The sequence below is a fragment of the Alteromonas sp. PRIM-21 genome (genome assembly GCF_027563165.1).
GTDB lineage: Bacteria > Pseudomonadota > Gammaproteobacteria > Enterobacterales > Alteromonadaceae > Alteromonas > Alteromonas macleodii_A.
Window position 1 is genome coordinate 193,483 of sequence record NZ_JADOEK010000009.1, and the last position, 24,817, is coordinate 218,299.

At 42.3% G+C, this 24,817-nt stretch carries 17 protein-coding genes and 1 pseudogene; 8 read left to right on the top strand and 10 right to left on the bottom strand.

Annotation, left to right across the window (positions count from 1 at the left end; all coding sequences use genetic code 11):
* The first annotated feature begins 337 nt into the window (after positions 1-337).
* Positions 338-2,461, top strand: a complete 2,124-nt coding sequence (locus tag IW644_RS13955) for a response regulator (RefSeq protein ID WP_269918112.1) — start codon at positions 338-340, stop codon at positions 2,459-2,461.
* 64 nt (positions 2,462-2,525) lie between these two features.
* Here the strand turns inward: IW644_RS13955 and IW644_RS13960 are convergent, their stop codons facing one another.
* The 4 genes from IW644_RS13960 to IW644_RS13975 all read right to left on the bottom strand — a co-directional run bounded on the left by IW644_RS13960 (position 2,526) and on the right by IW644_RS13975 (position 8,692).
* Positions 2,526-3,413: a WYL domain-containing protein gene (locus IW644_RS13960; RefSeq protein WP_269918113.1), complete on the bottom strand. Its 888-nt coding sequence runs from the start codon at positions 3,411-3,413 to the stop codon at positions 2,526-2,528.
* A gap of 115 nt (positions 3,414-3,528) precedes the next feature.
* On the bottom strand, positions 3,529-4,125 hold the full coding sequence (locus IW644_RS13965) for a PEP-CTERM sorting domain-containing protein (protein ID WP_269918114.1): 597 nt from the start codon (positions 4,123-4,125) through the stop codon (positions 3,529-3,531).
* Positions 4,126-4,141: 16 nt separating this feature from the next.
* Positions 4,142-8,155, bottom strand: a complete 4,014-nt coding sequence (locus tag IW644_RS13970) for an ExeM/NucH family extracellular endonuclease (RefSeq protein WP_269918115.1) — start codon at positions 8,153-8,155, stop codon at positions 4,142-4,144.
* A 285-nt stretch (positions 8,156-8,440) separates the two neighbouring features.
* On the bottom strand, positions 8,441-8,692 hold the full coding sequence (locus tag IW644_RS13975; protein WP_269918116.1) for a hypothetical protein: 252 nt from the start codon (positions 8,690-8,692) through the stop codon (positions 8,441-8,443).
* A 167-nt stretch (positions 8,693-8,859) separates the two neighbouring features.
* Between IW644_RS13975 and IW644_RS13980 the strand changes: the two genes are divergently transcribed.
* A complete protein-coding gene (locus IW644_RS13980; RefSeq protein WP_269918117.1) occupies positions 8,860-9,264 on the top strand; it encodes a phosphate ABC transporter substrate-binding protein in 405 nt (134 codons plus the stop codon).
* A 74-nt stretch (positions 9,265-9,338) separates the two neighbouring features.
* Here IW644_RS13980 and IW644_RS13985 read toward each other — a convergent pair whose 3' ends face one another.
* On the bottom strand, positions 9,339-10,247 hold the full coding sequence (locus IW644_RS13985; RefSeq protein ID WP_269918118.1) for a LysR family transcriptional regulator: 909 nt from the start codon (positions 10,245-10,247) through the stop codon (positions 9,339-9,341).
* A 109-nt stretch (positions 10,248-10,356) separates the two neighbouring features.
* On the opposite strand from IW644_RS13985, the gene IW644_RS13990 reads away from it, so the two are divergent.
* The 3 genes from IW644_RS13990 (at position 10,357) to IW644_RS14000 (ending at position 13,598) form a co-directional block, all read left to right on the top strand.
* Entirely contained in the window at positions 10,357-11,223 is an 867-nt protein-coding gene (locus IW644_RS13990) for a type 1 glutamine amidotransferase domain-containing protein (RefSeq protein WP_269918119.1), read from the top strand.
* 14 nt (positions 11,224-11,237) lie between these two features.
* A complete protein-coding gene (locus IW644_RS13995) occupies positions 11,238-12,392 on the top strand; it encodes an iron-containing alcohol dehydrogenase (protein WP_269918120.1) in 1,155 nt (384 codons plus the stop codon).
* Positions 12,393-12,491: 99 nt separating this feature from the next.
* Positions 12,492-13,598 carry an NADH:flavin oxidoreductase/NADH oxidase gene (locus tag IW644_RS14000; RefSeq protein WP_269918121.1) on the top strand — a complete coding sequence of 369 codons (1,107 nt, stop codon included), beginning with the start codon at positions 12,492-12,494 and terminating at the stop codon, positions 13,596-13,598.
* Positions 13,599-13,665: 67 nt separating this feature from the next.
* Here IW644_RS14000 and IW644_RS14005 read toward each other — a convergent pair whose 3' ends face one another.
* Both IW644_RS14005 and IW644_RS14010 read right to left on the bottom strand, forming a co-directional pair.
* Complete coding sequence (locus tag IW644_RS14005) at positions 13,666-14,322, bottom strand: NADPH-dependent FMN reductase (protein WP_269918122.1); 657 nt, start codon at positions 14,320-14,322, stop codon at positions 13,666-13,668.
* A gap of 104 nt (positions 14,323-14,426) precedes the next feature.
* Positions 14,427-15,098 carry a nitroreductase gene (locus IW644_RS14010; protein ID WP_269918123.1) on the bottom strand — a complete coding sequence of 224 codons (672 nt, stop codon included), beginning with the start codon at positions 15,096-15,098 and terminating at the stop codon, positions 14,427-14,429.
* Between the two features lie 295 nt (positions 15,099-15,393).
* Here IW644_RS14010 and IW644_RS14015 point away from each other — a divergent pair, with 295 nt between their 5' ends.
* From IW644_RS14015 to IW644_RS14025, 3 genes and pseudogenes are all read left to right on the top strand, one after another.
* Positions 15,394-16,923 carry a DUF3369 domain-containing protein gene (locus tag IW644_RS14015; protein ID WP_269918124.1) on the top strand — a complete coding sequence of 510 codons (1,530 nt, stop codon included), beginning with the start codon at positions 15,394-15,396 and terminating at the stop codon, positions 16,921-16,923.
* Positions 16,920-18,272 (top strand): sensor histidine kinase, encoded by a 1,353-nt coding sequence (locus IW644_RS14020; protein WP_269918125.1) that lies wholly within the window; start codon positions 16,920-16,922, stop codon positions 18,270-18,272. Before IW644_RS14015 ends, IW644_RS14020 begins: the two co-directional genes overlap by 4 nt.
* A gap of 296 nt (positions 18,273-18,568) precedes the next feature.
* A pseudogene (locus IW644_RS14025) lies at positions 18,569-19,715 on the top strand (IS3 family transposase).
* A gap of 488 nt (positions 19,716-20,203) precedes the next feature.
* Here IW644_RS14025 and IW644_RS14030 read toward each other — a convergent pair.
* The 3 genes from IW644_RS14030 to IW644_RS14040 all read right to left on the bottom strand — a co-directional run bounded on the left by IW644_RS14030 (position 20,204) and on the right by IW644_RS14040 (position 24,423).
* Entirely contained in the window at positions 20,204-22,564 is a 2,361-nt protein-coding gene (locus tag IW644_RS14030) for a hypothetical protein (RefSeq protein WP_269918126.1), read from the bottom strand.
* Complete coding sequence (locus tag IW644_RS14035; RefSeq protein ID WP_269918127.1) at positions 22,557-23,762, bottom strand: SIR2 family protein; 1,206 nt, start codon at positions 23,760-23,762, stop codon at positions 22,557-22,559. Before IW644_RS14035 ends, IW644_RS14030 begins: the two co-directional genes overlap by 8 nt.
* A gap of 376 nt (positions 23,763-24,138) precedes the next feature.
* Positions 24,139-24,423 (bottom strand): hypothetical protein, encoded by a 285-nt coding sequence (locus IW644_RS14040; RefSeq protein ID WP_269918128.1) that lies wholly within the window; start codon positions 24,421-24,423, stop codon positions 24,139-24,141.
* Positions 24,424-24,817: the final 394 nt, after the last annotated feature.

The following is a 24,817-nucleotide window of genomic DNA, read 5'->3' on the forward strand; positions in this document are numbered from 1 at the left end:
ACCTCGGTAAACGGTCTTAGCGGGCAAAAAGTGTGGATGACATTTGTGACATTTCAGTGACAGTGAATTGACACCAAAATGAAGATTTATTGACACCAGAGTTTGACAAGGTGATTGATGCGAGTAGAAGAAATAACCTAGCCTGCGTAAAACCTGTGCTTATTGAATGTATGTTTAATAAAGATTGGGCTATTTGGTCAGATTATGAAATATTTGTTACAGTGCCCTGAGCACCGACTCTAAGCACCGAAAGTTTATCTAACTATTTCTCCTATCAGTTTGCGTAACTAGTTGGCATCTATTATCTTTTAGTTACCACTATGAATTCCGTTACCTTATGTCCATACGTTTTCGTTATATCGTTGCTTTAGCGCTAACAGCGTCGCTAATTACCCTGTCTTTTTTCATTCTTTCTGGATTGATTAAAGAAAAAAAGCAAGATGGAGAAATTATCAATATTGCGGGCCAGCAGCGTATGCTATCGCAACGTATAGCGATGCTAGCAGCGTCATCGACATTGTGTGAAGACAGCAAAGAATTAGGCTACTTACAGCAAGACCTTGCTAAGTTTAAACAAAATCATAAGTATCTTACCTCTTTAGAACATCTGCCTATTCAAATCTTTAATACTTATTTTCAGCAAGGGCAGCTTGATGCAAAAGTAAAAAACTTCGTCGATAAAACCGAGGCCGTCTTAAGCAATGCAAGTTGCGAAACTTCTTCCCTTATGCCAGTTGAAGACCTTACGACGCTTCTACAAGAACTAGACAATGTTGTGAACCAATTTGAGCAGGATGCAACATCACGTGTGGATACCGTTCTTACTATTGAGATGTACCTGTGGCTAGCAGCACTTGTTCTATTAAGCATTGAAGCTGCGTTCATCTTTTTTCCTATGGAGCGACAGGTTAAACGCTCTATTAACTCGCTAGAGCACTCGAGAGAATTGGCACAAAAAGCCGCAGATAAGGCAGAGAAAGCCAGTAAGGCAAAGTCAGAATTTCTCTCAAGCATGAGCCATGAGTTACGTACGCCTATGAATGGTTTATTTGGCATGATTGAGCTGGCGATCGATAACCCGGAAAAAAGTAACTTGTACTTAAAAAAGGCTAAAACAGCCGGCCGGCAGCTATTGGTTTTGATTAATGACATTCTCGACATATCAAAGATTGAAGCCGGCAAAATAAAAATAGAACAGGCCCCTGTTGATTTATTGCAAGTACTCGATGATGTGGTGTCGTTACAACGGGTTTATTGCCAGCGCAAAGGACTTGAATTTCACTATTTGAAAGATGCTGACCTTCCCCATGTCATTGAAGGTGACATAACGCGAATAGCACAAATTTTACACAACCTGCTAAGCAACGCGATTAAGTTTACGGCCGAAGGTTCGGTAACACTAAAAGTTACACACACTAAACATAAAAACGGCAATCGTCTTGTTTTCGATGTTATCGATACAGGCATTGGTATACCCGCTTCTAAACTAGAAAACATTTTTCAAAAGTTTGAACAAGCCGACCAATCTACAACACGAGAATTTGGTGGCACGGGGTTAGGACTTAGCATTGCAAAGCAGCTAGCTAACTTAATGGGTGGCGACATAAATGTGGTCTCTTTTACAGGCCAAGGCAGTACTTTCAGCTTCACTATGCCGGCTAAAGAGGCACACCTACCAGACATTGAAATTGTTCCTAATGCTAACTTACGCTGTGCCATCGTTGACGATTTACAAACTAGTCGCGAATACTTTGAGCACATCGTTGCATCTATGTCGATTGAGCCTTGTAGCTATGAAAGTGCAAAAGCATTTTTAGATGACGAACCTTTTAGTTTTGATGTCATTATTCTTGACCTTTCTATGCCAGTAATGAGCGGCGTAGACTTACTGCACCAGCTTAAGAAGTTAACACCGCCTAAGTTTCCTAAAGTGATATTGATTTCGGCTGAACTAGAAAGACTGGAAGACGAACACGAAATACTCGAAAGTATTTGGAAAACTCATGCCAAACCAATCAACCGACGTGAACTGGAAAATGATTTAAGTAAGTTAATTGAATCTAAACCTGTTAGCCGCCAAGAGATTCAAGAACTTAATAAAAAGAAACGGATACTATTGGCCGAAGATAACGAAATTAACGCAGAGATTGTTAAAGCTATATTGCAAACAGAAGGCTATAAATTTTTGCATGTTAAAAATGGCCGCGATGCCGTTGAAGTAACCAAACGGCATAACTTCGATGTTATTCTTATGGATTGCAATATGCCAGTTATGGGCGGTATCGAAGCTTCTATAATTTTAAGAAAAACACTGGAAACTAACACACCAATAATCGCACTCACCGCAAATGCATTCGCAGAAGATAAAGAAGAGTGCTTAGCTGCGGGCATGGACGATTTTCTCCCCAAACCCCTAGACAAAGACACTCTGCTCGTCACGATTAAAAAGTACATAAGTTAGTAAAGACGCTTGGCCTTATGGGCTAGGTTTACCAAACGTCAATTATAAGGCATGTAAACGGTATCTAAGCGGTATAAGCCTCTTGTTCCCCTACATAGCCTGGGGCAATGGCAAGGTTATCAGTGTCTGCTAGGCTCTGCTGATTTCTAAGCCAAAGCTGGTATTCACCGGTGCGTAAACTGGCATGCTTCGTACAGTCAACGTTCCAACGCCTTAACAAATACCCTGCCATGGCAGCGCGTACTTCTAAGGTCAACACACCCTCTTCCATAGCGTAGTCGAGCTCAATAGCCGTAGAATATTTAATATTTTTCGGGTGAGGCACAATTTCAAGAGAAATAAGCCTTCCCCACTCTTCATCGTGCTCGATGCATTCGTGAGTTTCAGGTTCGGTTTTTACTGTTACCTTACTAATTCTTGTAAGCACAAAATCGCGAAAACTTTGTGATTTTCTGTCGAAGGCTCGCACATGCCATCGCTGACCATTGTCAACAATGCTGTGTGGCACGAGTTCACGTGCGCCACTGCCACTGGACAGCGATGTGTAAATAACGCTCATCGCCTTTTTGTTTACTATGGCTTGTACTACTTTCGCTACTACAAAAATATCAGGTACGTTAAGGGAAGACGCACTTTCTACCGGGAAATGTACATCGCCAATCGCATCGAAACCGTCCGATATATCGTTGGCGAGCTTTACCAAGGTACGTTTTGCATCGTGCTCGAAAACCGGAACGAAGCTTTCTGTTTGAAAATAACGTTTTTCCCTTGGATCGTAGATTAAGTTATCGGGCGCGAGTTCTTTATACAGCGTAAAGTCACGAGAGCCGGCCGATAAACCCACTTCAAAACGGTTGATTAAATCTTGGCGATGAATGGCCCCTTTAAATAAAAGGCAGAAATCGATATACGCCAGTCGTTGGCGTTGAGAAAAAGAAATAGTCTCTAACATGGTGCGCGCTTATTGTATTTTTATTCAGTGTGGTTTATTTAAAGCCGCATGTAAATAGCAAGAGACATAAAAAAGCCCAGCACTTGGCTGGGCTTCAACTTTTAGCATTTAGGGTTTATGACTTCGCACGCTTACGAGCGAAAAACATACCACCTAACGCCAGTAGCGATAGCGCAAAGGTACCTGGCGCAGGTACTTCAGCAATGGTGAAGCTAGTGCTCTCAATACTAATGTCATCTATCAGGCCTCCTCCTTGCGCCAACACCGCACTCACAGGTGATAACTCAACGGAACCAGCGTTCTGTGCAAGCAAGCTAAATGAAAAGAGTTCTACGACATCTTTACCATTTTGAGCAAATACAGCCCCCGGGAATAAAGGGATAGACGATGCAAGTAAGAATTCACCAGCATCTACTTTCAAAGTATTTACATCGCTTCCAACAGTCGAGAAAAACGGCTGAGCGCCTAATGCACCTAATTCCAAGATAGAAGAAACATCAAGGCTTAAGAGTAAGCTATCGAAGTTAAAAAGTGCAAAATAGCCATTGAAGTAAGTTTGAACTCGGTTGTCGTCGTTCAAGTCAGTTGCACTAACCGTGGCCATTATTGTCTCACCAACATTATAAGTGTCTTTATCTGTTGTAATCGAAATGAGTGCTGCATTTGCGTTGAAGGTTGCTGCAGCCATTAATAGTAAAAAGAATTTTTTCATTGTTATTTTCCTAAAATTAAATTGCACAGTTAGCGCGTGTACACATCGCCATTAATGCCTGAATATCGAAGAAGCTAATTTGACCGTCGCCGTTGAAATCGTAGTTTTCACCCGTCGCTTGCCCTTGTAAAAACAGTTGATAGAAGGCCATGATATCGTTGTAATCCACATCGTTATCTCCATCTAAATCTCCCACTGTTACTTCTTCCGGGAAGTTAAGCACTACCACTACTGGGTCGTGATCTGACGAGCGATACGCATCGGCGCGGTAGTAACTAGAAAGCTGAGTTTCAGTCTTATATTCAACGTTATAGTCGAACACGCGAGGTTCATCGGCATTAATGTGCCATACCGTTGCATCTACCACATACTCCGTTAACGATGGGCTTGATAAAGCGTGATCTAAGTAACCTACTTCGCCGCCGAAGCTATACGAATAAGCGCTGTCGCCATCGAAGAAGTTAACCAAGTTGCTGTAGCCAGCCTCTTCAAGCGCAAGGATAGGCTCTTCTTTCGCATAGGCATTTAAATCACCCATTACGACAACGCGATCAGACAAGACATCACTATTTTGCTCAACAAGTGAAATTAGGCCTTGTGCTGCTTGGGTACGCAGTTCGTTCCAACACCCTTGACCGTCTCCTGAATCTGCGTTGTTGCCTGTCGCGTCACCACAACTTTTCGACTTAAAGTGGTTTATCGCTAAGGTAAAGTCTTCGCCATTACTGTTCACGATAAAGCTTTGTAGTAAAGGTTGACGGTTACCATCGTCAAATGGTGCGTCAGATGAAGTCACAGGGTTACCCTGTAACGAAACTACAGCAGGCTTATAGATAATACCTACAGCAATTTCATCGCCGCCTAGTTGAGACTCTAATGCAACATAGTCGTACTCATCGCTGCCCAGTTCAGCGTTGACGCTTTCAACTAATGTCGCAATAGCTGAATCACCGCTATAACCATCGTTTTCAATTTCAACCAAGCCAAGTACATCGGCATTCATCGCTACAATAGCCGCAATGGTTTTCGCTTTCTGACGTTCGAATTCAGCAACTGAATCTGCGCCACGAGATGTGGGGAATTCCGGGCCATTGAAGTAGTTAAGCACATTAAAGCTAGCCACTTTTACATCACCGATAGCATTTAGCTGTGGTGCAGCAATTCGTGGATTAGTGCGCACGGTTTGAATATCACCAACAGGGATGAGGTTGTAAGCACCAAAAGCATAATGCAATACACCTTCAAGCGCCTCTACACTGTCACCCAAACGCAGTGGGTTGTTGTGTGATAAACCACCTACAGGGAAAGGAATATCATCCAAATTCTGTGAGGTTTCTCCGTCATCAACCAATAAGGTATTTCGTGCATTAATTTCGGCTAGTGCCAACGCTTCTTGTGAACCCGCTACAAACTGGTTTGTAGGTATCATTAAGCGTTCAGACGACACGTTAAATTGCCCGTAGCGCCCTAGATTGTAGATATCAGAAACTTTAAGGGTTTGCTCAAAACTAACATGCATGCCCTCTAGCGCTTCTAAATCAGTATCAAGGCTAAATGGCATAGCAACAGGTGTGTAAAGCACATTACCACCTACACCCGTAACCTCAAGTTCTGTAGATAAGGCTAACTGAGTTACGCCAAAGCGCTCACCTACTGTACCTTGCAAACGCACCGCATCGCCTGCTTCCGGCAAGCTAAATGAGCCTGCGTAAACAAATATACCTTCAGATGTTGCCGTATTACCGTCTGAATCACTTGCTTCTTCCTGAACAAAGAAACCGCTCATGGCAGGTACTACTTTGGTGACTACTGCTTCAACAATAACATCCGTGCCGACAAGCGCTGATTCTTCACCATCACCTTGAATTGCGCTGATAAGTACCACTTCAGCAATTGGATCTGTTGGGTCTGTAGGATCCGTCGGGTCTGTTGGGTCGGTTGGCTCACTTACTGAACCGTTGTGAGAACCAAAATTACTTAGCGTATCTTTTGCAAAGCTATCCCATTCATCAGTGGTAAAAGCAGGGTTGCGGTTAGGGTTTCCGCTTGTAACTGAACTCTTACGTACTAACGTAACGTCTTTACCCCAATCAGTATCAACTCCAAAAGTACCCAGCGCATCTACTACTTGCCCGTTGTAGACAAGCTCAACGTAATCATCGCCGTTGAAGTTCATTACAAAACTGCTGAGTGTAGAACCAGTTGTAAGTAAAGCATCGGCTTGGGCGTGAGCGAATGTAGCTACGCCACCTGCAGGAATTTCGCCCTCAAGCGCTAGTACTTTACGGTCAGCGTCGGCAGTATCACCGTTTGAAAGTAAAACTAACTCATAGCCAGACAAGCTCACAGGCTGAGTCGAGCTATTAAAAAGCTCTATCGCTTTGTTAAAGCTACCACCCTCAATATACTCTGAGATATAAATGCTATTGGTTGACGGCCCAGTATCACCACCGGTATCGCCGCCTGTGTCACCACCGGTATCACCGCCCGTATCACCACCTGTGTCACCGCCGGTATCACCGCCTGTGCCGTCGCAGCTTTCGTTATAAATAAGTGAAGCAAGTTCAGGCTTGTCAATAAACGGGTTACGGTTTCCTTGGAATTCAAACACACGCTCGTTACGGCGACGCTCAAATTCATCCACTGGATCGCTCTCATGCCACTGAAGCAGCACACAAAGCTTGCCAAATGCTGCTTCGTCGGTAGAGGTTAAGCGGTTTAGCAATACTAAATCTTCTTCGGTATCACCTGCAGTGTTACCATCGTAACGCACATCCATATAAAGCATAGAGCGAGCAACGTCGCCTTTCACTGCATCGCGCGGTTCGAAAGAATCGCTATCAATGCGGTTTTCAGGCGCTTCGGCAAGTGCGCTATCGCTGAAATCAAAGTCTAAATTACCGCGAGAGCTATTTACTGAAATGTCTGTAGGGCGAAGATGAAGAATATCGCTGTATGCCGTTAAGCTTGAGCTGGAAAAACCATGACTTTTCGCCCAGACGTGTTCGCGGTTCCAGTTTTCTTGATTAGTGCTTTGGCTACCGCTTCCGTTGGTAAACTTGCCTTGTGATATCCCTTTATAAAACAGGATAACATTGTCAGTATTTGAAGGGTCTTCATCAGTATAGGTAAGCGCAGTCCACACCTCAGAGTAGGATAATGTGCGATGACCGTTTTCAATGATGTTGTGTGTTGTTTCTTTCAGTGTTTGTGCGCTATCGCCGTTAGCGATAGCGGTATCTAAAGCAGCGTAGTAGTCTGATGCATCGAAATTACTTGTTAAGTTAATTGCCTCTAAATCCGGGCAGTTAAAGCAAGTACCGCTTAAGAAAAGGAGTTCGTCAGAAGGTTCACCACCATTATCGGGGTTATCACCGCCATCGCCGTTGTCACCACCACCGGTGGCACCATCACCGCTTACCGAAATACTGTCTAAATTTAGGTACTCAGAGCCAGCATTGTTCGCCATGGCAACTTTTAATACTAAGGTGCTACCACTTCCAATGGTTTCATTTACCGTGGCACTACCGAAATCATCCTGAACGGTATTTGATGCTCCTTCGTTTAGCGTTATAAGCTCGAAAGCACCGCCGTCTAGTGAGTAAAATACATCGACGTAATCTGCCGCTTCAAACGTACCACTTTGAGAAAGTGCTGCGTTAATAGTGACTTCACCGGCACTAGCAATATCGATTGATTCACTCAACCAAACTACTTCGCCATCCACATCACGGGCTTGCATAGCGCCGTTCTCAACGCGAAACCAATCTGTAGTTGCAGTTAACGCGCCTGCGGAAACGTCAATTGACCAACGCTCTACTCCGTCGAGGCTTAGAACGGCTCCATCAGGATTAGAACCAGTTGCCCCCTTTCCTTGCAATTCACTGGATTCAAAATCTTCCTGCCAAACCGTATCGGCCGAAGCATTAAGTGATACTACGCCCAGTGACAATGCCCCTGCCAACAACGCGTTTACGACTTTAGCTGATTTACTCAGCTTATACTTTTGTGTGTTACCCTCATTAATCATTTTGCTTTCCGCTTTTTTGTATAAGGAAGGTATAAATTCTTATACATACGTATTTACAGCAAGCACTTAACAAAAATAATAATAAAAACGTAACACTATTTATGTTTCAATAAGTTACACGTTTAAAATAAGTTTATTTGTTGATTAACTCGACTGAACCTTGGTACAGGGAAAGTTGATTTGTAACATTACTAAGTTGTTTCAGTTCTGAAACATTTTCGTGTTGCAAAGCGGTGCATGTTACATTTGGAATGCACGTTAAACGTGCGCCCGCTTCACACGCTTTCACTTCATATGCACTTTACCACCAACAACCTTAAGCGCGGGAGCACCACGTATTATTGTGTCTCTGGCAAACTGAACATTACATGAGGGACAAATCCCCTCTTCATTAGTGTAGTCTTCGACAATCCGCTCCTTAAAGCATTTCACCAAAGCCCCCTTGCCACCTTTTCGGTATTTAAGTAGTTGGAATTTGCATTTGGCACAAAATATTTGAACGGTTCTTACCGGCCCTTTTGCATTGGGTTTTGCCATAACGTTACTTGATTTCCTTTTTTTAAATTTCACCTTTTGTTGAAGTGCGACAAATCACAAATCTTGGTTATACTTCAAAGAGGGTGATGTGCCCTTTCACAATAATGTCTCTGCAGTGTATTAACGTAGCAATTTAGCTGACAGAGAAAGGACTAAAGGTAATACCAATGAAGATAATTGCAGCCCTGTTTTTAATTTTATCGGCACCACTTTATGCGGGCACTGCTGTGATTGTAAATGCTAACAACAATTCAGGTATAGATATCGAAACAGTGAAAAAGATTTACCTGGGAAAAGTGAAGGCATTTCCAGATGGCAACCGCGCCATTCCACTCACGTTCGAGCAAGGCAATGCAGCGAGAGATGCATTTAATAACAGCGTGTTAGGAAAATCGGAATCACAATATTCTGCATTTTGGTCGAAGCTAGTTTTTACTGGTCGCGGTACACCACCTGAGATGATTGCATCGGAAGACGAAATGTTGAAATTAGTTGCGACAAATCCAAATACAATTGGATTTGTCGATGAGAGCAAAGTTGACAGCCAAGTAAAGGTTGTTGGCACGTTTTAAACTGCCCACCTCTAAAAAGCTTATTTTAGTCACAGTGCGACACACTTTTCTGCGTGTTGCACTGCATCTGCAAGTTAGCCTGGGTAACTGGCTAGATAATTAATATTGGCAAATGCCATTATCACATCTTTCGCAAAGTCTACTCTAGGATGTCGCAGCGCACCTTTCTTCCATACCAAGTAAATCTCGTTTTCAGGCCCACTCCTTCCAAGTGGAATAAGTTCACCCTTAGCTATTGCTTCCTTGCACAGGTAATCGGGAAGAACAGAGTACCCTATTCCAGCTTTAAGTATGCTGCTGATTGCGCGAATATCTGGGCATATCGCTGCCACAGGTGACTCGCAGGGCGCGTTAAATACTTCTGAAAAATAACGGCGAATAAGCGGAAGTTGCTCGTCATAGCTTACTACCTTGTGTTGATTCAGTAACGACGCTGTAATCTCTTTGCCACCAAGTAATTTACCTTGAACCCGGTTCATGACCAAAATTAAACGTTCTTTATCTAACATCTGATATTCGTACATGCCATCAGTTGGTTCAGAGGCGGTGATAGCAAGTTCAGCAACATCATCTTCTAACAGTTGATAAGTGTTATTTTTATTACCTGTATGGATAACCAAATTTACTTTGTCTGCTTGAAGCAAGTTTGCCAACGCGGGGCCCGCAACAAAGCTTAAATATTCTGCGGGGCCAGCTAAGTGCAGGGTACCGTGGTCGGTAGAAGCGCGGCTTCGGATAGACGCTACTTTTTGTTCTAATGTATCTATATGACTGGCTACTTGTAGCGCTAAGTCATCGGCAATGGCTGTAGGTTCAACGCCCCGGGCTTTTCGTACAAACAACTCTTTACCGACAATATGCTCCATTGCCTGAATATGTGAAGTTACTGCTGGCTGAGACATATGAAGCCTTGCTGCGGCGCGTGTGATGTTGCCGCTTCGATAGACTTCTACAAAAGTTTTTAGCTGTGTTAGGTACGACATAATTCTCCACCCATCAGATTTTTGATGACTCATCATAATTTATCTGACTTCTGCTTTTAAACCAATAACTCTAAGATGCTTGCACTTTCAAATGCGACAGGAAAAGCACATGAAAAAATCATCATCAATTCTATCACTCGCCATCATCGCTGGGTTATCACAGTCAGCGTATGCTGCAGACGCTCAGTCGGCAAAAGCCAGTAAAGGCGAAGTGCTTGTTCTACTTTCAAGCGAAAATGTAATGCAGCTTGCAGAAGGGAAGACAGAACCTACCGGTTACTACCTCAACGAGTTTGGCGTGCCAGCTAAAGCTTTGGTAGATGCGGGCTACAAGCTAGTACTAGCAACACCTAAAGGCAATGCGCCAGCGGTAGATAAAAAGTCTGTTATTCCACAGTACTTTGATGGCGGCGAATCGCAAATGCGATATATTCAAACATTTGTTGCATCAATAGATGGAATTAATGACACATTGTCATTAAATGAAGTTATCGCACAAGGGCTTGATGAGTTTGAGGGTGTATTTATCCCAGGTGGGCATGCTCCGCTTATCGATTTAGCAAACAACCCTCAAGTGGGCAAGATTTTGTCTCACTTTCACAATGAAGGAAAACCTACTGCCGCAATTTGCCATGGCCCAATCGCCTTACTTTCTGGGCAATCTAACCCAAAGGCATTTGAGCTGGCATTGAAAACAGACGAGCAAGCCACATCTGACAATTGGATTTATGAAGGCTACAAAATGACAATCTTCTCTACACCAGAAGAAGAGTATTTTGAAAGCACTTTAGATGATGCAAAGCTATTATACTACCCAGCAGATGCCATGGCGCAAGCGGGTGGAAATATGGAATACAAAGAAATGTGGGCGCCAAATGTAGTAGTAGACCGTGAACTTATTACTGGCCAAAACCCATTCTCTGACGAACTGCTAGCTGAGAAGTTATTACAACAGCTAAATTCACAAACTAATTAAGGACAGGCAACACGATGCTTAATTTTACATTTAAAAATCAAACCGAAATTTTGTTCGGCAAGGGTCAACTAAGTGAAGTGTCTTCACGTTTGCCGGAACAAGCAAAAGTCCTCTTCCTGTATGGTGGCGGCTCAATTAAGAAAAATGGTATTTACGATAAAGTAAATGCCGCGCTGGAAGGCGCTGACGTTATTGAATTTCAAGGCGTTGAACCAAACCCAGAATTCGAAACATTGATGAAAGCGGTGAATGTGGCCCGTGAAAATGACGTTAACTTCATTCTTGCTGTAGGCGGCGGAAGTGTTATCGACGGCGCAAAATTTGTGGCTGCGGCAGTAAACTTTGAAGGAGACCCATGGGATATATTAATCAAGGGTGCATCTTTCGAAAATCCACTACCTATTGGCGCAGTGCTTACACTGCCTGCAACAGGCTCTGAGAGCAACGGCAACTCGGTAGTAAACAGAAAGGAAACTTCACAGAAGCGCGCTTTTTCATCGGAAACGGTACAGCCAGTATTTGCTGTACTTGACCCGGAATTCACATATTCACTACCGCCTCGCCAAGTTTCTAACGGTGTAGTTGATGCATTTGTTCACGTAATCGAGCAGTACCTAACATACCCAGTCAATGCGCCGCTTCAAGACCGTTTTGCAGAAGGTATTTTACAAACCTTAATTCAAGAAGGCCCTAAAGCCTTAGCAACACCTGAAGACTACGACGTACGTGCAAATGTGATGTGGTCAGCAACTATGGCACTTAATGGCCTTATTGGAAAAGGCGTACCACAAGACTGGGGTACTCACATGATTGGCCACGAACTAACGGCCTTACACGGTTTAGATCACGCCGCAACGTTAGCTATTGTGTTGCCTTCGCTTATGTTCGTGCAGCGCGACAAGAAGCAGGAAAAAATACTGCAGCTAGGCGAGCGCGTCTTCGGTATTCAAGAAGATGACAAAGAAAAAGCCATCGACTTGACCATTAAGGCTGTACAAGACTTTTTCGAAACCATGCAGGTAAAAACCCGCCTATCAGACTACGACATTGAAAAGTCTGCAATTGATGGGCTTATCGACAACTTAGAGCGCAACGGATTAACAGCGCTTGGTGAGCATGGCGATATCGACCTGGCAAAAGCCCGCGAAATTTTAACCCTCGCAGCATAAGCCTGGTTGCATATGACGCTATGCGCATATGCTTTTTCAACATTTAAGTACCCAGCATAGTCTGGGTACTTTTTATTCTTATCCTAATTAGAGAGAAATATGACTGCACTATTTGAACAGTTTTCGTTAAAAGACGTCACGCTTCGCAATCGTATTGCTGTACCTCCTATGTGCCAATATTCGGCAGAAGACGGCTTTACCAACCAGTGGCATGAAGCAAACTATCAGTCGTTCGCCCGTGGTGGCGCAGGACTTGTAATCGTCGAAGCTACCGCAGTTTCTCCGGAAGGTCGTATTACGCCAAATTGCTTAGGCATTTGGAAAGACGAACACGTCAGTGGCCTTAAAAACATCGCAGAGCGCATTAAAAGCCAAGGCGCGGTTGCAGGTATTCAAATTGCTCATGCAGGACGAAAAGCTAGCGCTAACCGTCCTTGGGAAGGCGACGATCACATTCAGCCAAGTGAAGAAAACGGTTGGCAACCTATTGGCCCATCTGCAGAAGCGTTTGGCGCGCATCTTCCGGTAACACCTACCGAAATGACCAAGGCCGACATTGAACGTGTTAAGGCTGACTTTGTTAAAGGCGCCGAGCGTGCACTTGAAGCTGGCTTCGAATGGCTTGAGCTACACTTTGCTCACGGTTATCTGGCCCAAAGCTTTTTCTCGAAACACGCGAACAAGCGTACAGATGAATACGGCGGTGACGCACAAGGTCGCGGACGCTTCTTGCTTGAAACACTAGGCGCAGTGCGTGAAGTTTGGCCAGAAAACCTACCGCTGACTGTGCGTTTTGGCGTTATTGAATACGATGGTGAAGACGAGCAAACGCTAAGCGAATCTATCGAACTCATTAAACAGTTTAAAGAAATTGGTGCTGATTTTGTAAGTGTTAGCGTGGGCTTCAATACCCCTGAGGCGAATATTCCGTGGGGCCCCGCTTTCTTAGCGCCTGTTGCAAAACGCGTACGAGACGAAGCTGATATACCTGTTGCAACGGCTTGGGGTGTAGACACACCAGAGCTTGCTAACGAGACTATCGAAAACCAACAGCTTGACGTTGTTATGGTAGGTAGAATGCACCTTACTAACCCACATTGGACGTACTATGCAGCAAAACAGTTAGGCGTTGAGAAACCGTCATGGGTAATGCCTGCGCCTTACGCTCATTGGTTGGAGCGTTACGCTCCATCAGATGAAAGGTAATAAGTAGAAATAACGGCAGCATAGGCTTTAAGCCATGCTGCCTTTTTCGTTTGCGCTTAGTTTGCTCCTACTTAATATTTCTTTGAGTTGGCGATGCTTTAAAAGCTTTTGAGGTTTCAAACGGATCTTTTTCTTGGCGGTGATTTGACGTAGCTTCAGCCCACCAGAGCATTTGGCTAAGCGCACGACCAAAGTAGGTTCGCCAATTATCTTCTTGTTCACTATCAGCTACCCCACTCTCATCAAACGCATCTTGCGCATGAGGCACGTGGATCATTGCTGAAACAGGAAGACACCCCAGTTCAGATAGAAAAGTTCTCATTGCGACTGCAGCGCGCATTCCGCCCCACTGCCCTGCTGAATAAGTGGCAATAACGCTGGGCTTGAATGAATATAAAGAACTACCAAAGTGGTTAAGTAAATCCGCCAACGCTGGACTCATCGAATGGTTGTACTCAGGGCTTACCATCACATAGCCATCAGCCGCCTCTATTTTCTCGGCAAGAGTAGATAGCGCCTCGGGAGCTTTTCCTTGCGCGTACGCAAAATGAGGTTTGAATACTTCACCGGTTGAATAATCTAAAGGGTCAATCAGCTCAAACTCATGTTCAGCCATATTATCTTTGGCCCAATTCATTATCGCTTTTGCGACTCGAAGGCCTAACCTTGCTGGTCTAGGGGGCGTGCTGTCACGTACGGTGCCGAGAAAAACTAAGAATTTCACCTCGCTTGCTCCTTTGTTAGTGCGTTGCGTAGCCCAGCCTAGTGTTTCTTAAAGAAGGGCACAACCGTTACGCTATCAAAAAAGCAAAGCATAAGTTTAATAGGCTAAAACCCGTGATAAGTCACAAACTCTTCGTTGTCAGCACGAGTAGAGCGAACATCGTTTGCGGGAAAATCTGGGTCTGGGTAACCTAGCGCAATACAAATCATAATGGCTTCGTCATCAGGGATATTAGCGTACTTATGTACTACGTCAGACTGCATAATACCTTGGCCATTGATAACGCAACCCAGACCTAAATCCCACGCCGCCAGTACGATACCATACGCTAAAGATCCTAAGCCAAACTGCGTTATACCAGCAGGCTCCAGAGATTTATCATACGTCAGCACCAAAGATACAGGCGCATCAAATTGTCTAAAACCTCGCATCATCCAATCCATGCGCTTCTCTTTATCTTCACGCGCGATACCCATTACGTCAAACAACTGAATCGCTACATCTATTTGGCGTCGACGATGTATACCCTCATAGTCTTCTTTGTAGGGAAAATCTCGAACGTGAGGCTTGCCTTCTAACGTATTCTTGGTATTACCCTCGCGAATTTTATCTAAAACATCACCAGCCACCGCATGAATTTTCCAAGTTTGCGTGTTATATGATGATGGCGCCCACTTCGCTGCGTTAATAATGGCGTCCACCGTTTCCTTAGTAACGGGCTGTTTGGTGAACCCTCGAACACTTTTTCTTGATGCTGCAAACTCTGCAAAATTCATACACTTCCTTAAACGCGGTTATTCAAATTGTTAATTTAGAGTAAACACGGGGAAGTGACTCTTCAATAGGCAGGAAAGCTTATTAAGATTGATTGTTCTTATAGATATATATAGAAATATTGAAAAAATTTCATTTACTCACTTCCATTCAGAACACGAAATGAGTCAGCAATAACAATCGCTTTCCTTAACAAATCAACGGCATTCAACTTTAGAACAAAAGTTTATTCACAGATTTGCGAGAATGAAAATTGTGGCTTACGTTTAGGGTATCTAATCGTTCACTGCACTGTGTATGTCGTTATTCAAAAAGTCTAAAACTGAACAAAATACCCCGCGTTTAGCGCCGTGGAAAATTGCCATTATTGATGATGAAGAAGGCGTTCATGAGGTTACCAAACTCACGCTACGCAAATTCCATTTTGAGAAGCGTGGCGTAGAGTTTTTATCTGCTCATAGTGGCGAAGAAGGTTTAGCGCTATTCAAAGCTAACCCTGACATTGCCCTTGCGTTTGTTGACGTAGTGATGGAAACCGACGACGCTGGATTGAAACTGGTAGATGCTATTCGCAACGATCTTAAAAACCACGTTACTCGACTAATACTAAGGACTGGCCAGCCCGGGCAAGCGCCTGAAGAGGATGTGATTAGACGGTATGACATAAATGACTATAAAGCCAAGACAGAGCTTTCTTCACTAAAGCTTAAATCATGCGTTTATACAGCAATTCGCTCTTATCGTGATATACAAACCATAGAGCAAGGTAAGCGTGGTATGGAAGAGGTCTTAAAGTCATCCTCATCTGTACTGGCAAGTCAGTCGCTGGCTCAATTCGGTACTGCCGTGCTGAAACAAACGCTTACCCTTCTCAACTTAAACAACTCAGTGTTATATCTGTCCACTCAGCATACCGATTTGTATGGCGATACGAGTATGACCGTATTAGGGGCAAGCGGAGACCTTGTTGGTTTATGTGAACCGGGTATCTCAACGCGTATACCAGAAGACATTGAAGAAGAGGTTAAACAGGTACTGGCGAATAAATCGCACTACCAAAGCGATAAAGTATTTATCGGTTATTACCCCACAGGTGAAGATAGCCACAATATTTTGTATGTAAAGCTAGACCAACCTTTAGATGCAATGCAAAGAAAAACGCTGGAAATGTTTGCATCCAATGTAGCGGTTATTTTCCAGAATCTCACGCAGAAAGAAGATATACAAAAAACACAGAAAGAACTCATCATGGTGCTAAGCGACGCTATCGAAATGCGTAGCAAGGAAACCGGCGGCCACGTTAGACGCGTTATATTAATGACAGAGTTTCTAGCAGAAAAGCTGCACATGAGCAGAGAGTTCATAGATACCATTCGCTACTCTGCTGCCCTTCACGATGTGGGCAAAATCAGCATACCAGAATCTATTTTACACAAGCCTGGAAAGCTTGACCCTGATGAATGGGAAATAATGAAAACCCACGCGCAAAAGGGCTATGAACTGCTTGCCGACTCTGATCGCATCGTTGCCAAAATGGGCGCTATTATTGCCAAGACCCACCACGAAAGATGGGACGGTAAAGGCTACCCTGACGGGCTTGCCGGAGACAACATCCCTGTTGAAGGGCGTATCATGGCTATTGTTGACGTGGTGGATGCCCTGCTTTCTAAACGTTGCTATAAACCCGCATGGAGCGTTGACGAGGTAAAAGCTTACCTTGAAGAAAACGCAGGAAAACAATTCGACCCGTTAATCACCCACATAATGCTAGAGCACTTCGATAGAATACTTGAGATCCGTGCCACAGAACCGGACGAAGATGAATGAAAGAAAACCTAGAGTTAATTTTACTACGCGTTAGCCGAAGCCCAGATATTGATAAAGGTGAACTAGACGTGGCGTCTAGGCTAATTATCAACTCTGTGTGTGAAGGCTTGAAGATTACTCGAGCAGGGATTTGGTTATATGATGAACACCAAACTCTTGTGCAGTGCACATTGCTTATAGACAAAGGCAATGATCTTGATAACGAGAGTTTAGTGCTAACTCGAAGGGATTTTCCACATTACTTTGAAGCGCTTGATTCAGGTAGAACAATCGCCGCTCATGACGCGCTAACCGATGTTGCGACATTTGAATTTGCTGAAGTATATCTTACACCACTGGGCATAAGTTCTATGCTGGACGTCCCTATTCGCCACCGCGGTAAGATGATAGGAATAATCTGCTGTGAACACCAAGGCAAAGCTCGTGAATGGCTTGACGATGAAATGGTATTTGCGGCTTCCCTTGCCGATCTTTACGGGCGGGCGGTAAGTGCTAACGAACGGGCTGACTATGAGCAACAGCTTATAGAAGCTAACCAGAATCTAGAGCAAAAAGTAAAAGATCGCACTGCCGAACTTGAGGCTGCCCAAGAAAAGCTTGTTGAATCAGAAAAAATGGCCGCCTTGGGTAACCTTGTAGCCGGCATAGCCCATGAAGTTAATACGCCGTTAGGCATTGCGCTTACCTCCGTAAGTAACTGCAAAGAAGAACTGAAAGAGATTTATCGAGACTTCGAAGATGGTGAATTAACAGAAGAGGGTTTCAAAGATTTTGAAGCGATTTGCACTGAGGGGCTTACGTTAGCTGAAACAAGCCTGATGCGAGCCGCAAACTTAGTTCAAGACTTTAAGCGAACTTCAGCCGACCAAACCTCGCTGGAAATTGAAGAAATCGCGCTAGATGAATACATACCGCGGGTTTGTAACCCATTAAAACCTATGCTTCGCAAAGAGCAAATAGAGCTTAGTATAGATGTAACACCCGATTTAGTAATCACCACCTGCCCTGGCATTATCGCCCAGTTGCTTACGAATTTAATATCGAACGCCCAGCGCCATGCCTTCGACGGCTCACTAAATAACGAAGTAAACAAAGTTACTGTTAGCTGCAGCCAAAATGAAAAAGGTGTTGTGGTAAGCGTTCACGATAATGGAAAAGGCATTCCTGAAGAATTCCATAAAAAAGTGTTTGAGCCTTTTTATACAACAGCTCGTGACAAGGGCGGCACCGGTTTGGGCTTAAATATTTTGTACAACCTCGTTCGCCAAAAATTTAATGGCGAAATTGATTTAGTATCGTCGCCTGGTGAAGGAACCACGGTAACAGTTTGTATACCTGTCGAGAGTTAATGCAGTTACCGCCCTATCGCCCATTTGTTTTGGTTTAAGTTGACATAACAAGCGCGACATAGTTTAAATGTCGCGCTTACGACAGACCTAAAGCCTCGCAATAGGCAAGCTGAGCATAAAAACATAATAAGGCTTTTCGTGTGCAACTTTCACAATGGCGTAGCTCAGGCCAATTTCTAAACGTTAATGATCAGCAAATTTTCTACACTACCCAAGGCCAAGGGCCTGTGCTATTGTGAATCGACCAGACTTCTCTAGACACTTAATTGCTTTATAATTATGTGTACTAAGGAGAAATGATGTCTCAGCGATTTACAGAAGAATTTAAAATACAAGCCGTCAAACAAGTTACCGACCAAGGTTATTCGGTGGCAAGCGTTTCTGAGAGGCTGGGAGTTACTAGCAGTTCGCTGTATAACTGGATAAAAGCCTACGGTCCAGACAGTGAAGAACATAGGCAGTCTCAAGAACAATCCGACCGAATTAAGCAGCTAGAAAAAGAGCTCAAACGCGTAACAATGGAACGCGACATTCTAAAGGAAGCCACCGTATTTTTCGCGGGCGAGTCAAAGAAAAATACGCGTTCATAAAGACCAGGCTCAAGAATTACCCAATAAAACTCATGTGTGAAGCACTCTCTATACAACGAAGTGGCTTTTATGCATGGGTGGATAAACCGAAGTCAAAACGACAGCTTGAGGACGAGCGCCTGATGGGGCTAATTAAGCATTCTTGGCTAGAAAGTGGCTGTGTCTATGGGTATAGAAAAGTCACGAGTGACCTTAAAGATTTAGGTGAAGCTTGCAGCAAACATCGTGTAGCTAAACTGATGAAATTAGAAGGTATAAAGGCACAAGTCGGTTATAAAAAGCATAAAAGGCATTACAGTGGAAAGCCTGCTGTTGTTGCCGATAACGTGCTTGATAGGCAATTTACGGTAGATAAACCGAACAGATACTGGGTCACTGACATTACCTACATCCGCACTCATGAAGGCTGGCTCTACCTTGCCGTCGTTTTAGACTTATACTCTCGCGCTGTGGTTGGTCGATGAGTTCTCGTATGGAATCTGAGCTTGTTACACAAGCACTGCTAGCTGCGGTGTGGCGACGAAAGCCCAAAAAGCAGGTACTCATACACTCAGATCAAGGTAGTCAATTTACAGGTTATGAATGGAGTGACTTCTTAACAGAACATAATCTCAAGGCCAGCATGAGCCGTCGAGGGAACTGCCATGACAATGCGGTAGCAGAGAGCTTCTTCCAACTACTTGAGCGAGAGCGAATAAAGCGAAAAATTTATAATACACGTGAACATGCAAGAGCTGACATATTCGATTATATCGAAATGTTTTACAACTCTAGACGCAAGCATGGTGAAGCGAATAATATGCCTCCACTGGCTTATGAAAAGCTAGAAGAATTCAAACGAAAATCTGTCTAGTAAAGTCTGGTCGATTCAAAGCGCCTAATCTTCCCCTATTGGCTCCTTATTTCTCTTCAGGTCAACTCAAAAAATAGGGAGGCGAGATAGAACGTAAATACCAGTTACATTAACCGGATTTTATATTGGGTAATTGATTGGAGAAGTGCTATTTGCAGTGTGGATAAACCAACTTATTACTCAGTTCGAAGCACATGCATCTTATCCATTTCTAGGGTTAGAAGGCTGGGTTACTATTTTCGGCATTTTTCGATAGGTTAAGCCTGAGAGATCTTACGCAAGCAAATATTTCCAAGCTAAAAAATATTTGGAGCACCCAAAGGTGCCCTTTTAAAAGTGTCATCACGCGTGCATATACAGTTACACAGATTTTCTGGTGTCGGCGTCAGATCAGGTCTGAGCTAGCAATTAGGCTACAAATTTTTGGTCACATGATATAACTGATACTTAAATTATGTCCCGCTCCCGCATATAAACCGCTCTTTAAACTATTCGATACCATATTGATGTTTTTCTATAGCAACTTGTTCTTCAACACGTTTGACTTCATCTTCTATCATAGACTCAAGCATCTTGATGTGCTGATGAGCAAACTTAACTACATTTACCTCATTGTCATCAAGCCAAGGTTTAATATTTTCTAACTTATTTTTATAGTTATTCGCAATTCCAAATTCACCATGTACAACTCCAGACGTTATTAATGCGCTATTAATACGTCTACATAACTCATCGTCGAATGAACATGTAACTAGGATTCTTTTAACCAGTGGAAAAATAGAGACATCCCCTTCATAGCTGCTAACGATAGCTAGAAGAACCTTTAACTGATCACCGTTCGATGGTTCAAGTTCGACAAACAACATTTTGATTAGATCGGGTGTGAATTGAGAGAAACACTGTTTAAACAAGCCCGCGACACCATAATGGTAAACCCCCCATTCATACTTGTAGTGTTTTATAATCAACTGAAGTAATAAATGTGGGTGAATAGCAAGTTTTTCGCGCAGTGAATGGAATGTATATGGAATTCCTTCGTACCTTTCCTCATCACCTTTCCCATGACCTGACTCATAAGTAAGTCGCTTATCTAGCAGCTCAAACAATATTTCTTCATTTCGATCAGCAATGACTACCATGACAGCTTCTAATCTATGATCAATTTTTCTAACAAACACCAAATTGTCAATTAGCAAATTGAGGTTTGTGTCAGACAAAACCTCTATAAAGGATTCTTGCTTACTCCTATACCATCCTCGATTTAACCAACCAGTGCTTTCTTTTTCATTTAGATACTGAAAAATCTTTTCAAATTGCTCATTTACAAAATCAGGAGATAATTGTTGTTTATGTTCGTCAAACGTTTCAACAAAGGAATTTAGAGCAGTTAAATCATGCTGTTCGATAGCTTTGTTAACAAGCTTTTCTAATAGCTTAATGTCTAAATCTTCTGCGTTCAAAAATGCTACTGATAACTCCCATAAGTAAAGACCATCATCTAACCATTGATTTATAGTTACTTTAAAATCGTCTGAATAATGAGATGACCAAATACCCCTGAATATAACTACAGCTGACTTTTTGAGTATTTCTGATTGTTTGAATCTGTCAAGAATCTGTAATGGAAACAACTGAGATAATTTTTCTACAAAACGATATAGCTCAGGAAAAGTCGCTAAATCATCTGATCTTGTCTGAAAATAAATTTCTACACGATCGATCCACTTTTGTACATTTGCTTCATTAAGAGAAGCAATATGCTTTTCGACTCTTTTCTTCCTTATATCTCTAGGCTTTAACCCTTCAGCTTCTTCGCTTTTTTCCTTTTCCCAGGGTAAAAAAATGCCCTCAAAGCCGACTAAGTCACGATAGATTTGATACTCTTCATTTAGCTCAATAGCTGACTCAACTTCCAGAGCTACTTGTTTAACTTTGTCATTAGCAGCATGATAGTAATTCCAAAACGCATCGTGCTCAATTTTTTGAACTATATCCAGCGGCTCACTTGGTACCAATGAAACCCAATATCTAAGAACTTGTATTGAGTTATCCTTTACCATTTCAATAACATCTTCAGAGATTTTGCTCCTTGACCATAAACGACAAGCATTGTTCATACTGGAAATAAGAGCTTTTTTAAGTTCTACATCATTTGCATGCTCATACATGTCGATCAATATATGAACAGCCCCCTCCCTTAGAACCTTTATTTCATCAATAGCAGGAATAGCCATAGATTTTATGCTAACGACCTTGTAATTCCATTCGTGGCTTTCAATTTCAGTCGATAAGAATTTTTCTAATATAGGCAAAAATAATGAGCTACGCACCTCTCTTTCAGTATGACTAAAGGCCTTAATTGTCTCAAGCAACGCAAGTTGAGGTGCAAAACCAATTTTCTCTACTGCATATAAATTAAATTCAGCAAGTTCATTTAATGTAGATTCAACATTGCTTCTGAGAGCGCTATCTTCTTCCCAAAACTCAAGTAAAACGCTTACGACAGTTTCTTGTTCAAGGTAGCGTAAAAGCCCCAATAAGCTAATTATCTTTGAATATAAGCTTTCTACTGAACGGTATTTAGCTAAATGTCTATCTCCAAAAATTAACGCTTTTGATTGATGTAGCGTTTTCCAGCAGATTACCAGATCGTTAATTGCATCTTCTGAAACATGGCTAATAAATTTTTCCAAAATATCCAAAGAGCTTCTGGTAACATCATATGATTGAGGAGTGACTATTGCTTCACGCAATTCCTCATACACTTTACCCAAAAATCTTTTGGCTTTTTCATCATCGTGCGGCTTGGACGCAAAGTATTGAATTGTTTTAAGTTTTAAATCATCCATTTTCACGCTCCGCTACATATGCCATCACATCATCCTCAATACCCATAGCCGCTTCTACTGAATATGCTTCTTTGACTGACATAAGATGATGTTGCGTTTGTTTAATCAACTCTCTGTTAATAAGGAAATCAATTCTATTAGCAACATCAGCCTTATTGTTCCCTTTATAACCTACTAAAAAGTCATCACACTCAGACTTTAATACAACATTCATTAATGCAACAAAACCAAGAATCTGCTTGTCTAGTGGTATAACTTCCTCATTGGCGGCTACTAGTATTTCTCTTAGTTTTATCTCACCATTTTCTTGGTTTTCGGTAAGACTATTCCCCTGCATTACTATACTTGCGGCAGCTTTTTTCGAATTATCAACTTCAATAATATTTTTCACTAGCTCTTCAAGCTTTACGAGTAAATCCGCATGGTTATTCTCACTATTGTAACTGATTAAATTTATGCCATGTGTTCGTTTATAAAACTCTGCTTCTTCTGAGCAATCACTTATAAAAGCCCACACTCTGAGTCTATCCGCTCCACTTCGCTGTATTAATTCATCACGTACAAATTTAAAATCAGGATCATCTAGTCCAGCCCCTATAAAAACGATGGTTTTAGTCTTGACCAATGTTTTAAGGCAATCTAGCTCGTCGGTATAATTATGAATTTCTTTGTTGTATTGCTCATAGGTAAGCACAATATCTTCTGGATTTTCGATACACCCGTGATACTTGAAAACATAACTTTGTAACTCGCCAAAAAGCAGTTCGCCAATTTTTGCTTTATCCCCTCTGCGAATAATCGTAAACCCCAGGTTCTGAATAAATGTCTTTTCAAGTAACAAGTCGTAATTAGGTGTAATAAATAATTGAGACGGTAATTTTGCTAGTAACTGATGTACTTCCGAAGGCTCAGCATCTCGGAATACTGTGTTCTTTTCATACTCATTAAAAAAATCAGCCAATGACTTATCTTTTTGTTGCAATTGGTGGGTTAATTCAGAAGATGCATTAAGAAGTTGTTTTTTATCTATAAGTATTTGCGCTGTAGAGATATCGCAACCTTGTTCTGCACAATACTCTTTTAGCCACTCAATTAATTCTCCCCAGAATGGCAGACCAGACCGCCGCGAAGCCCCTGACCCAATAAAAAGTATCGTTTCTCCACTAAATACCTTAGCTAACTCTTTGATCTTGTCCATTTCAATCACTCGTTTGCCAATGGCAGCAATAACGTTACTCCTACACCAAGAGCTAATGTATCATTTCTCGTCGAAACAGTCACAAAACATATCAAAAAAACACTATTTTAATATCGATAAGCCATTGTATTTATGATTTTTTCTTTATCCTAGAGCCAAATTATTCACCCCTACGCTTTGACGATTGAACCCCATATATTCAAGAGTAAAACTTGTACAATCATTACCCCAGAAGATCTTTTCTTTATACTAATAACAATGATTAAAACAATTACTGAGTGACTGATTAAGATTTATTCCTGCGGTTAAGTAGTCAAATAGCCTAAGCTAATACAAGTCGGTTTTACCTGAAGCTTCCCTGAGTTTCATCTATAGCTCAATGGATATAAATTGCCGATGAGATGTAACCACCATTAGCTGCTAAGGCCTTTTTTATGTGCTTCATAGTAAATTCAAGAGCAATGTCAAAGTGTTCAAATATCGCCAATAAGTCGTCAAATACCTTTTGCCTGTTTTCAATCTTGATTAACAAGCTCCTTTTCGAAGGCATGAATTCAGCTGTAGCCAAGTCCAGCGCAACTAAATATTGATATTGCTCTGTGTAGAAGAGTTTTATCTCAGCATGAGTAAAAGTATGCGAAGCCAAATTCTCGGATGACACGTCTCCATACTTTATTGAAGGAGCCCAATCGACTACGCCCTTTTCTGACTTTGCCTGATTTAAACTCTAAATATCTTTCAGACTGTTCAGATGAATTCCACACGCACTTGCCCGCTATGGCATACTCTTTAACGTGTTGTATTCCCTTTTCAATACCTAGCTTTGTGCCAAAACTAAACGAGGATTGACTAGTGCATATGTGAGCATAAGTTTTAGAATCAATTAGCTTCTTCAACCGACAGATGGTATTTAGATGGGAGATAGCTTTGTCCACTTCCCCTAAACTGAGACAGACATAATTGGAGTTTTCTGCAATGATTAACGCAGGAGACGACTATGAAAAAATCACGCTATACAGAATCTCAGATCATTGGGGTGTTAAAGGAAGTTGATG

Coding starts and splice junctions, on each gene's coding strand:
- IW644_RS14035 (WP_269918127.1), bottom strand. CDS start 23,762: ATGGACAAGATCAAAGAGTTAGCTAAGGTATTTAGTGGAGAAACGATA.
- IW644_RS14020 (WP_269918125.1), top strand. CDS start 16,920: ATGAAAGAAAACCTAGAGTTAATTTTACTACGCGTTAGCCGAAGCCCA.
- IW644_RS13970 (WP_269918115.1), bottom strand. CDS start 8,155: ATGATTAATGAGGGTAACACACAAAAGTATAAGCTGAGTAAATCAGCT.
- IW644_RS13980 (WP_269918117.1), top strand. CDS start 8,860: ATGAAGATAATTGCAGCCCTGTTTTTAATTTTATCGGCACCACTTTAT.
- IW644_RS13975 (WP_269918116.1), bottom strand. CDS start 8,692: ATGGCAAAACCCAATGCAAAAGGGCCGGTAAGAACCGTTCAAATATTT.
- IW644_RS14000 (WP_269918121.1), top strand. CDS start 12,492: ATGACTGCACTATTTGAACAGTTTTCGTTAAAAGACGTCACGCTTCGC.
- IW644_RS14015 (WP_269918124.1), top strand. CDS start 15,394: ATGTCGTTATTCAAAAAGTCTAAAACTGAACAAAATACCCCGCGTTTA.
- IW644_RS13960 (WP_269918113.1), bottom strand. CDS start 3,413: ATGTTAGAGACTATTTCTTTTTCTCAACGCCAACGACTGGCGTATATC.
- IW644_RS13985 (WP_269918118.1), bottom strand. CDS start 10,247: ATGTCGTACCTAACACAGCTAAAAACTTTTGTAGAAGTCTATCGAAGC.
- IW644_RS13990 (WP_269918119.1), top strand. CDS start 10,357: ATGAAAAAATCATCATCAATTCTATCACTCGCCATCATCGCTGGGTTA.
- IW644_RS13965 (WP_269918114.1), bottom strand. CDS start 4,125: ATGAAAAAATTCTTTTTACTATTAATGGCTGCAGCAACCTTCAACGCA.
- IW644_RS13955 (WP_269918112.1), top strand. CDS start 338: ATGTCCATACGTTTTCGTTATATCGTTGCTTTAGCGCTAACAGCGTCG.
- IW644_RS14010 (WP_269918123.1), bottom strand. CDS start 15,098: ATGAATTTTGCAGAGTTTGCAGCATCAAGAAAAAGTGTTCGAGGGTTC.
- IW644_RS14030 (WP_269918126.1), bottom strand. CDS start 22,564: ATGGATGATTTAAAACTTAAAACAATTCAATACTTTGCGTCCAAGCCG.
- IW644_RS13995 (WP_269918120.1), top strand. CDS start 11,238: ATGCTTAATTTTACATTTAAAAATCAAACCGAAATTTTGTTCGGCAAG.